This window comes from Pseudomonas protegens (assembly GCF_003732485.1).
GTDB classification, from domain to species: domain Bacteria; phylum Pseudomonadota; class Gammaproteobacteria; order Pseudomonadales; family Pseudomonadaceae; genus Aquipseudomonas; species Aquipseudomonas protegens_B.
In genome coordinates this window covers 167,529-180,549 of record NZ_MOAK01000081.1, presented here as the reverse complement: position 1 = coordinate 180,549, position 13,021 = coordinate 167,529, and the positions used below count along the sequence as shown (strand labels likewise).

Annotated in this window: 14 protein-coding genes; 11 read left to right on the top strand and 3 right to left on the bottom strand. The window is 60.0% G+C overall.

Translation table 11 applies throughout. The features are described from left to right. The first annotated feature begins 5 nt into the window (after nt 1–5). Nucleotides 6–551 (top strand): GTP cyclohydrolase I FolE, encoded by a 546-nt coding sequence (gene folE / locus BLX41_RS24670; protein ID WP_011062625.1) that lies wholly within the window; start codon nt 6–8, stop codon nt 549–551. Between the two features lie 102 nt (nt 552–653). Then, a complete protein-coding gene (locus BLX41_RS24665) occupies nt 654–1,025 on the top strand; it encodes a glutathione S-transferase N-terminal domain-containing protein (RefSeq protein WP_123726992.1) in 372 nt (123 codons plus the stop codon). Nucleotides 1,026–1,235: 210 nt separating this feature from the next. On the opposite strand, the gene BLX41_RS24660 is transcribed toward BLX41_RS24665, so the two are convergent. Next, on the bottom strand, nt 1,236–1,838 hold the full coding sequence (locus BLX41_RS24660) for a glutathione S-transferase family protein (protein WP_123726991.1): 603 nt from the start codon (nt 1,836–1,838) through the stop codon (nt 1,236–1,238). Between the two features lie 10 nt (nt 1,839–1,848). Then, the gene (locus tag BLX41_RS24655) at nt 1,849–3,015 is read right to left on the bottom strand and encodes an aminotransferase-like domain-containing protein (protein WP_123727157.1); all 1,167 of its coding nucleotides are present in this window, start codon (nt 3,013–3,015) and stop codon (nt 1,849–1,851) included. Between the two features lie 82 nt (nt 3,016–3,097). Between BLX41_RS24655 and BLX41_RS24650 the strand changes: the two genes are divergently transcribed. The 3 genes from BLX41_RS24650 (at nt 3,098) to BLX41_RS24640 (ending at nt 5,872) form a co-directional block, all read left to right on the top strand. After that, a complete protein-coding gene (locus tag BLX41_RS24650; protein WP_123726990.1) occupies nt 3,098–3,541 on the top strand; it encodes a MarR family transcriptional regulator in 444 nt (147 codons plus the stop codon). A 291-nt stretch (nt 3,542–3,832) separates the two neighbouring features. Then, nucleotides 3,833–5,182 carry an NCS2 family permease gene (locus tag BLX41_RS24645; RefSeq protein ID WP_123726989.1) on the top strand — a complete coding sequence of 450 codons (1,350 nt, stop codon included), beginning with the start codon at nt 3,833–3,835 and terminating at the stop codon, nt 5,180–5,182. 63 nt (nt 5,183–5,245) lie between these two features. Continuing rightward, on the top strand, nt 5,246–5,872 hold the full coding sequence (locus BLX41_RS24640) for a LysE family translocator (protein ID WP_123726988.1): 627 nt from the start codon (nt 5,246–5,248) through the stop codon (nt 5,870–5,872). 103 nt (nt 5,873–5,975) lie between these two features. On the opposite strand, the gene uraH is transcribed toward BLX41_RS24640, so the two are convergent. Further along, nucleotides 5,976–6,329, bottom strand: a complete 354-nt coding sequence (gene uraH / locus BLX41_RS24635) for a hydroxyisourate hydrolase (protein ID WP_123726987.1) — start codon at nt 6,327–6,329, stop codon at nt 5,976–5,978. A gap of 425 nt (nt 6,330–6,754) precedes the next feature. Here uraH and puuE point away from each other — a divergent pair, with 425 nt between their 5' ends. The 6 genes from puuE (at nt 6,755) to BLX41_RS24605 (ending at nt 12,785) form a co-directional block, all read left to right on the top strand. Further along, nucleotides 6,755–7,681: an allantoinase PuuE gene (gene puuE, locus BLX41_RS24630; protein ID WP_110594650.1), complete on the top strand. Its 927-nt coding sequence runs from the start codon at nt 6,755–6,757 to the stop codon at nt 7,679–7,681. After that, nucleotides 7,678–8,193 carry a 2-oxo-4-hydroxy-4-carboxy-5-ureidoimidazoline decarboxylase gene (uraD, locus tag BLX41_RS24625; protein WP_123726986.1) on the top strand — a complete coding sequence of 172 codons (516 nt, stop codon included), beginning with the start codon at nt 7,678–7,680 and terminating at the stop codon, nt 8,191–8,193. The genes puuE and uraD overlap by 4 nt, the downstream gene beginning before the upstream one ends. A gap of 100 nt (nt 8,194–8,293) precedes the next feature. After that, nucleotides 8,294–9,289, top strand: coding sequence for an allantoicase (gene alc / locus BLX41_RS24620; RefSeq protein WP_123726985.1), 996 nt, complete (start codon nt 8,294–8,296; stop codon nt 9,287–9,289). Nucleotides 9,290–9,384: 95 nt separating this feature from the next. Then, entirely contained in the window at nt 9,385–9,888 is a 504-nt protein-coding gene (locus BLX41_RS24615) for an ureidoglycolate lyase (protein ID WP_123726984.1), read from the top strand. Between the two features lie 51 nt (nt 9,889–9,939). Then, on the top strand, nt 9,940–11,253 hold the full coding sequence (locus tag BLX41_RS24610; RefSeq protein ID WP_123726983.1) for a urate hydroxylase PuuD: 1,314 nt from the start codon (nt 9,940–9,942) through the stop codon (nt 11,251–11,253). A gap of 173 nt (nt 11,254–11,426) precedes the next feature. Continuing rightward, nucleotides 11,427–12,785, top strand: coding sequence for a nucleobase:cation symporter-2 family protein (locus tag BLX41_RS24605; RefSeq protein WP_123726982.1), 1,359 nt, complete (start codon nt 11,427–11,429; stop codon nt 12,783–12,785). Nucleotides 12,786–13,021 lie beyond the last annotated feature (236 nt).

Sequence of the window (13,021 nt, the reverse complement as noted above, 5' to 3'; positions counted from 1 at the left end):
GTTTCATGTCCCTGGAACAGAATTACACCGCGATCCTCGGCCAACTGGGCGAGGACGTCTCCCGCGAGGGCCTGCTCGACACGCCGAAGCGTGCCGCCAAAGCCATGCAGTACCTTTGCCGCGGTTATGCCCAAACCCTGGAAGAGGTCACCAACGGTGCCTTGTTCAGCTCCGACAACAGCGAAATGGTGCTGGTCAAGGACATCGAGCTCTACTCGCTGTGCGAACACCATCTGCTGCCATTTATCGGCAAGGCTCACGTTGCCTACATTCCCAGCGGCAAGGTCCTGGGGCTGTCGAAAGTGGCGCGCATCGTCGACATGTATGCCCGTCGCCTGCAGATCCAGGAAAACCTCAGCCGGCAAATTGCCGACGCCGTCCAGCAAGTGACGGGCGCCCTGGGGGTTGCAGTGGTGATCGAGGCCAAGCACATGTGCATGATGATGCGCGGTGTGGAAAAGCAGAACTCGTCGATGATCACTTCGGTGATGCTGGGTGAGTTCCGCGAAAATGCCGCGACCCGCAGCGAGTTCCTCAGCCTGATCAAGTAACAGGCCCCGAGTGAAAAAACCGGCGTTGATCGCCGGTTTTTTTTCGTCCGGCAAAAATCGGGTAAGCTGCCGCCCCTTCATTCATGGGCAAGAGGCAATACCGTGATCGTCAAAGCGCTGCGAGTCGGCCTGGGCCAACTCATCATTTTCATCGACTTCATCACTCGTCCGCGCAAACAGCAGCGTGCCGCCGCCGCTCAGGCGCAAGTCGAGCAGGCCGCCAAGGGCCTGACCCTGTATCAGTTCCACGCCTGCCCGTTCTGCGTGAAGACCCGTCGCACCCTGCACCGCCTGAACGTACCCGTGGCCCTGCGCGATGCCAAGAACAATGAGCAGGATCGCCAGACCCTGCTGGAGCAGGGTGGCAAGATCAAGGTGCCGTGTCTGCGTATCGAAGAGAACGGGCAGACCACCTGGATGTATGAATCCAAAGTGATCATCGACTACCTGAACCAGCGTTTCTCGGCTGCCTGAGGCCCTCCCCTGGGACTGTTGTCCCGGGCCGACAGCAATAGCACGTCAGCCGCAGATCGGCCTGATCCGCCGCAGCGGCCAGCAACTGAGCACGACAGCACAGCGCCGCCATGAGCCGCTGCGACAGAACCTGGCCGGAGCACGCCATTAACGGCCCCACGACGCACTGAACCGGCACCCGGCCGGTTCAGTGGCGATCGAAGCACCCGCTCAGTCGAGCATGGGCACATGCCGCGGATGGCTCTGTACCCGCTGGATCCAGGCCTGGATACCCGGGTAGGGGGTCAGATCGAAACCGCCTTCATGGGCCACATGGGTGTAGGCATAGAGTGCGATGTCGGCAATGGAATAGTGCTCGCCCACCAGATACGGCGTGCGGCTCAGTTGTTTCTCCATCACATCCAGCGCCTTGTAGCCGCGCTTGTGCAGCTTCAGGTATTCGTCCCGGCGTTCTTCGGGCAAGCCCTCGTACTGTTCAATGAAACGCGCCACGGCGATGTAGGGCTCATGGCTGTACTGCTCGAAGAATTGCCATTGCAAGACCTGGGTACGCAGGCGCGGTTCGCTGGGAAGGAACTCGCTGCCGTCGGCCAGGAAGTTGAGAATCGCATTGGATTCCCACAAGCAGGTACCGTCTTCCAGCTCCAGTACCGGAATCTTGCCGTTGGGATTCTTCGCCAGGAAGGCTTCGGTCTGGGTATCGCCTCCGAGAATGTCCACTGCCTGCCACTCATAAGGCAGCCCCAGAAGACTGAGCATCAACTTGATCTTGTAGCAGTTGCCCGAACGGTAATCGCCATAAACCTTGTACATGGCCCTCCCCTTAGGCTGCCTGCGCAGCCTGTGCTTGACGTATCACGGTGGCCAGCCGCTTGAGGCCCTCGTCCAGCCGCGCCGGATCGATATGGCTGAAATTCAACCGCAGATGCCCATGATTGCGTTCCGGTTCAGAGAAGAACGGTTCGCCGGGCATGAAAGTCACGTCTTGTTCCAATGCGGACTTGAGCAAAGTGCGGGTATCCAGGGGTTGTTTCAAGCTCAACCAGAAAAACAGCCCCCCCTGGGGCACCTGCCAGTCCGCCAGATCAGCGAAATGACTCTGCAGCGCGACCTCAAAGGCATCACGGCGCAAGCGATAGAAACTGCGCAGTTCACCCAGATGCTGTCGGAATTGATCGCTGCCGATCCACTGCATGGCCTGCCACTGGCCGACACGGTTGGTGTGCAGGTCCGCGGACTGTTTCAGGCGCAGCAGATGAGGAAACAAGTCCGGACTGGCGATCAGATAACCAACCCGCAATCCCGGAAGCAGGGTTTTCGATACGGTGCCGGTGTAGATCCAACTGGCCTTTTTCAGGCGGCTGACAATGGGTGTCGCGCTGCCACTGTCGAAGGTCAGCTCGCGATAGGGCTCGTCCTCGATCAGGGTCACGCCGAACTCGTCCAGCAGGGCCGCCACCGCCTCGCGCTTGGCTTCGCTGTAGCGCACTGCCGAAGGATTCTGGAACGTCGGGATCAGGTAGACGAACGCTGGACGGTGCTGCTCCAGGCGAGCGCGCATCTGCGCCAGGTCCGGACCGTCGGCCTCCAGTGGCACCGTCAGGCAGTCGGCACCGAACAACTGGAAGATCTGCAGGGCGGCCAGATAGGTCGGAGCTTCCAACAGGATCTGGGTGCCCTTGTCGATGTACAGCTTGGCCGCCAGATCAAGGGTCTGCTGGGAACCGCTGACCACCAGGACCTGGCTCGCCTCGCAAGGCACACCGAGCTTGCGCGCCTCGCCAGCCAGGGCTTCACGCAACTGCGGCTCGCCTTCACTCATGCCGTACTGGCCCATGGACGAGGGCATGTCTTGCCACTGCACCTTGGGCAGCATCACCTCCGCCGGCAGCCCTCCAGCGAACGACATGACTTCCGGGCGCTGGGCCGCGGCAAGGATTTCACGGATCAAGGAGCTTTTGAGGCGCGATACACGTTCGGAGAAGGCCATGGAGGTCACCGCTAGCAAAGGTCGGAGGAAATACGTCAAACTGCTTGACCGAAATTACGCCGATCCTCGCAGATACGTCAATATGCTTGACCTTAAAAGCCAGACCTCGCAACAAGCCGCCATGGAAGCCTTCTTCTTTGGCTATCAGGCCTTTACCGCCAAGGCCGACGAAATGCTCGAGCGCCGCGGCCTGAGTCGCGTGCACCAGCGCATCGTGTTTTTCATTGCCCGCTACCCCGGCCTGAGTGTGAAAGAACTGCTCACGCTGCTGGGGGTGAGCAAGCAGGCGCTGAATACGCCTTTGCGCCAACTCATGGAAATGCATCTGGTAGACAGCGTCGCCCCGGCCAGCGACAAACGAAAACGCCTGCTGCAACTGACCGACGATGGCACGCGCTTTGAGCACTCCCTGCGTCGCGAACAAGTGAAACTGCTGCAACGGGCCTTCGCCGAAGCCGGAGAAAGTGCGGTCAATGGCTGGCTGGCAGTGAACCAGGCCCTGGCGGGAAAACCTCTGGACGACTGATAACCCCTTCCTCTCGGCGCGGTCTCCCAGGCCGCCGAGCAGACGCTGCCCACCCTCCGCGCTGCCGGGCATAAAGGCCGGGCGTGATATAGCCAAGTCCTCAGATTTATCGCACACAAAACCAAAAACATTATTTGCTTTCTTTGTATACAAAAGCATAATTCGCCACGTGTGAGTTCTTGACCCGAGGGTCAACAAACCCCACAAGCCCTGCCTGCCTCAAAGAGCCGCTGCCCACCCTCCCGTGCCCGGTTCTGGAAAAAACAATAAAACTCTTGAGGAGTACTCGCTGTGGAAAGCCGCAAATCCGAAGCCTCTCCGCTGGACCTCTCGCCCTCGCTGAACAGCGGCTGGCTGGAGCGCATCTTCAAACTCAGATTGCATGGCACCACGGTGAAGACCGAGCTGATTGCCGGTCTGACAACCTTCATCACCATGGCTTACATCATCTTCGTCAATCCCAACATCATGGCCGACGCCGGCATCGATCACGGCGCCGCCTTCGTTGCCACCTGCATCGCCGCCGCCCTGGGCTGCCTGCTGATGGGCCTGTACGCCAACTGGCCGGTGGGCCTGGCCCCGGGTATGGGCCTCAACGCCTTCTTCACTTACACCGTGGTCGGCACCATGGGCTACAACTGGGAAACCGCCCTCGGCGCGGTGTTCATCTCCGGTGTGCTGTTCATGATCCTGACCTTGTCGCGGATTCGTGAATGGCTGCTCAACAGCATTCCGGTGAGTTTGCGCTTCGCCATGGGAGCCGGTGTCGGGCTGTTTCTCGGGCTGATCGGGCTGAAAACCGCGGGCATCATCGTCGATAGCCCGGCCACTCTGATCAAGCTCGGCTCCCTGCGCGAACCGGGCCCGCTGCTGGCGGCCATCTGCTTCCTGATGATCGCGATACTCAGCTACCACCGAGTGTTCGGTGCGATCCTGATCAGCATCATCGCCGTAACCCTGGCCGGTTGGGGCCTGGACCTGGTGCACTACAACGGTATCCTGTCCGCCCCTCCAAGCCTGGCCCCCACCTGGATGGCCATGGATATTGCCGGGGTGTTCAACGTCAGCATGATCAGCGTGGTTCTGGCCTTTCTCTTCGTGCACATGTTCGACACCGCCGGCACCCTGATGGGCGTGGCCCAACGTGCGGGCCTGGTGAACGCCGACGGCAAGATCGAAAATCTCTCGCGCGCGCTCAAGGCCGACAGTGCTTCGAGCGTCTTCGGTGCAGTAGTCGGGGTGCCACCGGTGACCAGCTATGTGGAAAGTGCCGCTGGCGTGGCCGCTGGCGGTCGGACTGGTCTTACCGCCGTCACCGTGGGTGTGCTATTTATTGCCGCCATGTTCTTTGCTCCGTTGGCAGGCATGATCCCTGCTTACGCCACCGCGGGTGCCTTGATCTATGTCGCGATGCTGATGATGGGTGGCATGGCCCATATCAACTGGGACGAAGCCACCGACAGCATTCCGGCGATTGTCACAGCCATCATGATGCCCTTGACCTTTTCCGTCGCCGACGGCATTGCCCTGGGTTTCATCACCTATGTGGTACTGAAGGCCGGGACGGGCAAGCACAAGGAAATCTCCATCAGCCTGTATGTGCTGTGCGCGATCTTCATCGCCAAGTTCATTTTCTTGTAAGCAGCACCCGCTCTCACCCGCCCCATCCCTTCGGATGGGGCTTTTGTGCATATGGAGAATGTAATGAGTCTGGAAACCTGGTTGCTGTTCAGTAGCGCTGCCTTGGTAGTGATCCTGATCCCGGGTCCCTTGTCGTTGCTGATGATCAGCAACAGCCTGAACTATGGCCTGCGCCGCTCATACCCGGCCTTTCTCGGCGGAGTCCTGGCCTCGATCTGCCTGTTGAGCGCGTCAGCCTTGGGCCTGGGCGCACTGTTGCTGGCTTCGGAGCAACTGTTCAGCGCCCTGAAGATCGTCGGCGCCCTCTATCTGTTCTACCTCGCCTGGCAGAGCTGGCAGCAATCGCGACAGCCGTCCCACGGCGCCGTGGTGCCGGAAGTCGCACCGAAACCGCGCTTTCGCGCACTGTTCGGGCGCGCTTTTGTCCTGGGAGCCAGCAACCCGAAGGACATTCTGTTCTTTGCCGCATTCCTGCCGCAGTTTCTCAGTGCCCAACAGCCCTTCCTGCCGCAACTGCTGATCATGATCGCGACCTGGACCCTGCTGGACCTGACTTGCAAACTGGCCTACGGCCTCGGTGCCCATGGCGCTGCGCATTACTTGCGCAGCGGCCAGGGCCAAAGCTGGTTCAATCGCATCAGTGCCGGGCTGTTCACAGGTGCTGGCGCCGCATCCCTGTTGAGCCGTTAAACGCTGCGCCGGCGACGACTTTATAACAGGCGAAAAAAAGCCCGCAGTGTGAGCGGGCAAGGACCAAAGAAGCTATTTGCGCAGGATTCTTGGGGGGAAAGTCCTAGCTTCCTCTGTAGGTCGAATAGCTGTAAGGCGAGATCAGCAGCGGCACGTGGTAATGCTCCTGCTCGGCACTGATACCGAACCGCAGCACTACCACATCGAGGAAAGCCGGCTGTGGCAGTTGCACACCTCGGGCGCGGTAGTAATCGCCAGCGTGGAAATGCAGTTGGTAAACCCCGGAACGGTAGTCATCACCCTGCAGCAGCGGCGCATCGCAACGGCCATCGTTGTTGGTCAGGGTGCTGGCGACCAACTCCATCTGCGCCCCTTCAACCCGATACAGCTCGACCTTGATTGCGCTGCCAGGGCAGCCATGTGCGGCGTCCAAAACGTGTGTAGTCAAACGTCCCATTGATTCTGCGTGCCTGACGCAACTGATGCGCCCAGGCCTCGCGCCTCCCGGAGTCAGTGATTGAAAGAGGACCGCGGCGTTTCGGCGGGTGAAAGGCTGCGGCGAGGTCATGATTAAGACATTTTTCAAAAAAATTGTACACAATAATAATCGCAAATATTCACTCGAACACTGCCCCACCCGGCAATCTGCGGATTGACCTCAACCCCACAGCAACAGACGACTTGCCATCCATTAGCTGACCATCCAGGCAAGTTTCTTGCAGGTGTAGGCCATAGCGATAAAAGCAGAAAAATGCAAAAAATCAGGCTTACAAAGTGAATATAAACTTGTATACAATCAGCCCATCGCAGTGACGCCCACCTGGGTTACCGGCTTCAGGTTCCGCCACGCCACCCTTATCACGAATAAGAAGGAAGACTGCAGTGAGCGCTGACTACCCTCGCGACCTGATCGGTTATGGCTCTACCCCCCCTCATCCTCACTGGCCGGGCAATGCCCGTGTCGCCTTGTCCTTCGTGCTCAATTACGAAGAGGGCGGCGAGCGCAACATTCTTCATGGCGACAAGGAATCGGAAGCCTTCCTATCGGAAATGGTTTCAGCGCAGCCGCTGCAGGGCGAGCGCAACATGAGCATGGAATCGCTGTACGAGTATGGCAGCCGCGCCGGCGTCTGGCGGATCCTCAAGCTGTTCAAGGAATTCGACATTCCACTGACCATCTTTGCCGTCGCCATGGCCGCTCAGCGCCATCCGGACGTGATCCGCGCCATGGTCGAGGCCGGCCATGAGATCTGCAGCCACGGCTACCGCTGGATCGACTACCAGTACATGGACGAAGCCCAGGAACGTGAGCACATGCTCGAAGCGATCCGCATCCTTACCGAAATCACCGGTGAACGCCCCCTGGGCTGGTACACCGGTCGCACCGGCCCGAACACCCGGCGCCTGGTAATGGAGGAAGGCGGCTTCCTCTACGACTGCGACACCTACGACGACGACCTGCCCTACTGGGAACCCAACAATCCCACCGGCAAGGCGCATCTGGTCATCCCCTACACTCTGGATACCAACGATATGCGTTTCACCCAGGTCCAGGGCTTCAACAAGGGCGACGACTTCTTCCATTACCTCAAAGATGCCTTCGATGTGCTCTACGCCGAAGGTGCCGAAGCCCCGAAGATGCTTTCCATCGGCCTGCACTGTCGTCTGATCGGTCGTCCGGCCCGCCTGGCATCCCTCAAGCGTTTCATCGAATACGTCAAAGGTCACGAGCAGGTGTGGTTCACCCGTCGGGTGGATATCGCCCGCCACTGGCAACAGACCCATCCTTACCAGGGAGCGGCGAAATGACTGCTTTCCAGAGCCTCAAGCCATCGACCCTGAGCCGCGAAGCCTTCGTCGAGGCTTTCGCCGACATCTATGAACATTCGCCATGGGTGGCTGAAAGAGCCTACGACCTGGGCCCTGACGCCTCCGTTGACCTGATCGAGGGCCTGCACCAGCGCATGAGCGATATCCTGCTGAGCGCCGATCACGCCAGCCAGTTGGCCCTGATCAACGCGCACCCGGACCTGGCCGGCAAGGCCGCCGTCCAGGGCCAGTTGACCGAGGCCAGCACCAACGAACAGGCTGGCGCCGGCATTCACCAATGCACGGCCGAAGAGTTCCAACGGTTCACCGAGCTCAACGATGCCTACAAGGCCAAGTTCAAGTTTCCCTTCATCATGGCGGTGAAAGGTAGCAACCGGCACCAGATCCTCGCAGCGTTCGAAACCCGTATCCACAACTCGGTGGACACCGAGTTCAAGTGCGCGCTGGCAGAGATCAACAAGATCGCATTATTCAGATTGCTGACCCTGTAGCGACCCGCTCCTGAGGATAGCCCCGAGAACCTGGATGCCCCCATGCCACTCCCGGTTCTGCGTGCATCCCCAGCCACCTATTTCAAGGCAGACAAGAAGAATGAAAGCTTACGCCGTCCCTTTCGAGAAATTCGTCAACCTGGCCGACGCCCGCTTGGGCACCAAGATCATCTCGGTCACCGATGACTGGTTCGCTGACGCGAACCGTCTGTTCCAGCCAACCCCGGCTGTATGGAAGGAAGGCGTGTTCGATGACAACGGCAAGTGGATGGATGGCTGGGAGTCCCGCCGCAAACGCTTCGAAGGCTACGACAGCGCAGTGATCCGCCTGGGCGTGCCAGGCTCGATCAAGGGCGTGGACATCGACACCTCGTTCTTCACCGGCAATTACCCGCCATCGGCGTCCCTGGAAGCCTGCTTCCTGAGCGAAGGCGAACCTTGCGAAGACACCCAGTGGGTCGAAGTGCTGTCTGCTGTCGAGTTGCAAGGCGACAGCCATCACTACCACGAGATCAACAACGACCAGCCATTCAGCCACCTGCGCTTCAACATCTATCCGGATGGCGGTGTAGCGCGTCTGCGGGTCTACGGTACGCCGTACCGCGACTGGTCGGCCATCGGTGACAACGAACAAGTCGACCTGGCTGCGGCCCTCAACGGCGGTCGAGCCCTGGCCTGCTCCGACGAACACTTCGGACGCATGGGCAACCTCCTCAACCCGGGCCGCGGTATCAACATGGGCGACGGTTGGGAAACTGCCCGCCGTCGCACTCCCGGCAATGACTGGGTGATTGTCGCCTTGGGCCATGCCGGCGAAATCGAGAAGATCATCGTCGACACCTTGCACTTCAAGGGCAACTACCCGGACAGCTGCTCGATCCAGGGTGCATTCGTCAAGGGCGGCACCGACAGCCAGATTGAAACCCAGAGCCTGTTCTGGCGTGAACTGCTGCCCAGCCAGAAGTTGGAAATGCACGCAGAGCACAGCTTTGCCGAGCAGATCAAAGCCCTGGGCCCGATCACTCATATCCGTCTGAACGTGTTTCCGGACGGTGGCGTCAGCCGCTTGCGCCTCCTGGGCAAGGTCGCGAAATAACGCGCCCCATCGCAGGCTAGCCCGCACCTGTAGGAGCGAGCCTGCTCGCGATGACCGCAGAACAGACAAAACAAACTCAAGACAAGAAGAACAGCATGCGCACATTGATGATTGAACCCCTGAGCAAAGAAGCCTTCGGCCCTTTCGGTGACGTGATCGAAACCGACGGCAGTGATCACTTCATGATCAACAATGGTTCGACCATGCGCTTCCACCGCCTGGCGACGGTTGAAACCGCCCAGCCGGAGGACCAGGCGATCATCAGCATCTTCCGCGCCGACGCGCTGGAGATGCCGTTGACCATCCGCATGCTGGAACGCCATCCGCTGGGCAGCCAGGCTTTCATTCCGCTGCTCGGCAACCCCTTTCTGATCGTGGTCGCGCCACTTGGCGATGAACCTGTATCAGGCTTGGTCCGCGCCTTCGTCAGTAATGGCAGGCAGGGCATCAATTACCATCGCGGCGTCTGGCACCACCCGGTGCTGACGATCGAAAAGCGGGATGACTTCCTGGTGGTTGATCGCAGTGGCAAAGGCAATAACTGCGATGAGCATTTCTTCAAAGAGGATGAGTGTTTGATCCTCGCCCCCCACCAATAAGAGAAGGTCTGATCACCCGACAACAAGGGTGACAGGCAAGAGGTAAAGACTGTGGAAGCACATCTGTTGGAATGGCTCAACCTGAGCGTGCGTTGGGTACATATGATCACTGGTGTGGCCTGGATCGGCGCATCGTTCTACTTCGTCTGGCTGGAGAACAACCTCAATCGCGTCAACCCCAAGGACGGCCTGTCCGGCGACCTCTGGGCGATTCACGGTGGCGGTATCTATCACCTGGAAAAATACAAACTGGCCCCGCCCTCGATGCCGGAGAATCTGCACTGGTTCAAGTGGGAAGCCTACTTCACCTGGATGTCGGGGGTTGCCCTGCTGTGCCTGGTGTTCTACTTCAACCCGATGCTCTATCTGGTTGCCCCCGGCAGTGGCCTGACCGGTCCTGAAGGCGTGGCCATCGGTATCGGTGCGTTGATCGCCGGCTGGTTCGTCTACGACTTCCTCTGCGATTCGCCATTGGGCAAGAAACCCGCCCTGCTCGGCTTCATCCTGTTCGTTCTGCTGATTGCCGCCGCTTACGGCTTCAGCAAGGTGTTCAGCGGCCGTGGCGCATACCTGCATGTGGGCGCCATCATCGGCACCATCATGGTGGGCAACGTGTTCCGCATCATCATGCCGGCCCAGCGCGCACTGGTGGCGGCGATCGCGGAAAACCGCACACCGGACCCGACTCTGCCGGCCAAGGGCCTGCTGCGCTCGCGTCACAACAACTACTTCACCCTGCCCGTGCTGTTCATCATGATCAGCAACCACTTCCCGAGCACCTACGGCAGCCAGTACAACTGGTTGATCCTGGCCGGGATCGCGGTCCTGGCGGTATTGGTCCGTCACTACTTCAACACCCGACATGACAGCCACAAGTTCGCCTGGACCCTGCCCGTTGCTGCATTGGGCATGATCTGCCTGGCCTACGTGACCGGTCCGACGCCAGCACCCGGTGCCCCTGAAGTAGCCAAGACTGCCGGCCAGATCGAGTACCAGCCTCTGCCGGAAACTGCCCTGGGCGGTGGTGCCAAACCCGCGGCGCCAGCCAGCACAGAAACCCCGGCGGCTCCAGCGGCAAGTTCGGCACAGGCATCCAGTGCCGGTCCGGCCTTCGACAAGGTGCACAGTGTGATTCAGGAGCGCTGCGCGGTTTGCCATTCGGCCAAGCCCACCAGCCCCCTGTTCAGTGCCGCACCGGCCGGGGTGATGTTCGATACCCCTGAACAGATCCGCCTGCAGGCTGCACGTATCCAGGCCCAGGCAGTCGCCAGTCAGATCATGCCTTTGGGCAACATCACTCAGATGACCCAACAGGAACGTGAACTGATTGGCGCCTGGATTGCCCAGGGGGCCCAGACCAACTGATCAGCGCCTGTCGCCAGGCCGATTCGCGAGCAAGCTCGCTCCTACAGAACCGGACTTATCTGTGGGGGCGGGCTTGCTTGCCGTCAGCCGATCAAGATTTGCCTGCTACAGACACGTTGCGCCCCAAGATGCAGCGGTTAAATCACAAGAATAAAAAAGATCCGAGGTATTGCATGTCCGATTCATCCGAACAGTGCGTTCCCGATGCGCCCACCATTGCGCGTTTGCCTTTACTGCAACTGATCCTGGTAGGGCTGCAACACGTTCTGCTGATGTATGGCGGTGCAATTGCGGTACCGCTGATCATCGGACAGGCCGCGGGCCTGAGTCGTGAAGAAATCGCCTTTCTGATCAACGCCGACCTGCTGGTAGCGGGGATCGCCACCATCGTCCAGTCCTTCGGCATCGGCCCCATGGGTATTCGCATGCCGGTGATGATGGGGGCCAGCTTCGCTGCCGTGGGCAGCATGGTGGCCATGGCCGAGATGCCTGGCATCGGACTGCCGGGGATCTTCGGCGCCACCATCGCCGCTGGATTCTTCGGCATGCTGATTGCGCCCTTCATGTCCAAGGTGGTGCGTTTCTTTCCGCCTCTGGTCACTGGGACGGTCATCACCTCGATCGGTCTGTCACTGTTTCCGGTCGCGGTGAACTGGGCCGGCGGTGGCAGCGCTGCCGCGCAATTCGGGTCCCCTATCTACCTGGCTATCGCCGCGCTGGTACTGGGCACTATCCTGCTGATCCATCGCTTCATGCGTGGCTTCTGGGTCAATATTTCCGTGCTGATCGGCATGGGGCTGGGCTACGTACTGTGCGGCCTGATCGGCATGGTGGACCTTAGCGGCCTGGCCCAGGCCCCCTGGCTGCAGATCGTCACCCCGCTGCACTTTGGCATGCCCGAGTTCCATCTTGCCCCCATCCTGTCCATGTGCCTGGTGGTAGTGATCATCTTCGTCGAGTCCACCGGGATGTTCCTGGCACTGGGCAAGATCACCGGCCAGGAAGTCACACCGCGCATGCTGCGTCGCGGCCTGCTCTGTGATGCCGGCGCGTCCTTCTTCGCCGGCTTCCTCAATACCTTTACCCACTCCTCCTTCGCCCAGAACATCGGCCTGGTGCAAATGACCGGAGTTCGCTGCCGTTCCGTGACCATCGTGGCCGGGGGCCTGCTGATCGTCCTCAGCCTGCTGCCCAAGGCCGCCTTTCTGGTGGCCTCGATTCCTCCGGCGGTACTGGGCGGCGCAGCGATTGCGATGTTCGGCATGGTCGCCGCTACCGGAATCAAGATTCTCCAGGAGGCCGACATCGCCGACCGGCGCAATCAGTTGCTGGTGGCGGTGAGCATCGGCATGGGCCTGATTCCCGTGGTGCGTCCGGAGTTCTTTGCCCACCTGCCCCTGTGGATGAGCCCCATCACCCACAGTGGCATCGCCATGGCGACCTTGAGCGCCTTGCTGTTGAACCTGCTGTTCAACATCCTCGGAGGCACCGAGCGGGCCGCCAACAATGTCCGGGAAGCGCATCAGCACTGAGTGACAACCGGGGCGCCAGATTGGCGCCCCGTGCCTGGTTTCACCGTTCATGCCTGAATGCAGCGACTGCCCGGACCAAGGCGGCTCCTGCCCAAAACACACTGCGCCTTGAAAATAAAAACAAACAGGGAGCAACAACCATGCAGCCTGCACAGGCCAACCCCAGCATGCCCGCTGGACGGCCATCGACGCCCCGAAATACCTCAAGTTGCCGGTGGCCCTCCTTCTGCTATTGC

Coding starts and splice junctions, on each gene's coding strand:
- folE (WP_011062625.1), top strand. CDS start 6: ATGTCCCTGGAACAGAATTACACCGCGATCCTCGGCCAACTGGGCGAG.
- BLX41_RS24660 (WP_123726991.1), bottom strand. CDS start 1,838: ATGTACAAGGTTTATGGCGATTACCGTTCGGGCAACTGCTACAAGATC.
- BLX41_RS24655 (WP_123727157.1), bottom strand. CDS start 3,015: ATGGCCTTCTCCGAACGTGTATCGCGCCTCAAAAGCTCCTTGATCCGT.
- BLX41_RS24650 (WP_123726990.1), top strand. CDS start 3,098: ATGCTTGACCTTAAAAGCCAGACCTCGCAACAAGCCGCCATGGAAGCC.
- BLX41_RS24640 (WP_123726988.1), top strand. CDS start 5,246: ATGAGTCTGGAAACCTGGTTGCTGTTCAGTAGCGCTGCCTTGGTAGTG.
- uraH (WP_123726987.1), bottom strand. CDS start 6,329: ATGGGACGTTTGACTACACACGTTTTGGACGCCGCACATGGCTGCCCT.
- uraD (WP_123726986.1), top strand. CDS start 7,678: ATGACTGCTTTCCAGAGCCTCAAGCCATCGACCCTGAGCCGCGAAGCC.
- alc (WP_123726985.1), top strand. CDS start 8,294: ATGAAAGCTTACGCCGTCCCTTTCGAGAAATTCGTCAACCTGGCCGAC.
- BLX41_RS24615 (WP_123726984.1), top strand. CDS start 9,385: ATGCGCACATTGATGATTGAACCCCTGAGCAAAGAAGCCTTCGGCCCT.
- BLX41_RS24605 (WP_123726982.1), top strand. CDS start 11,427: ATGTCCGATTCATCCGAACAGTGCGTTCCCGATGCGCCCACCATTGCG.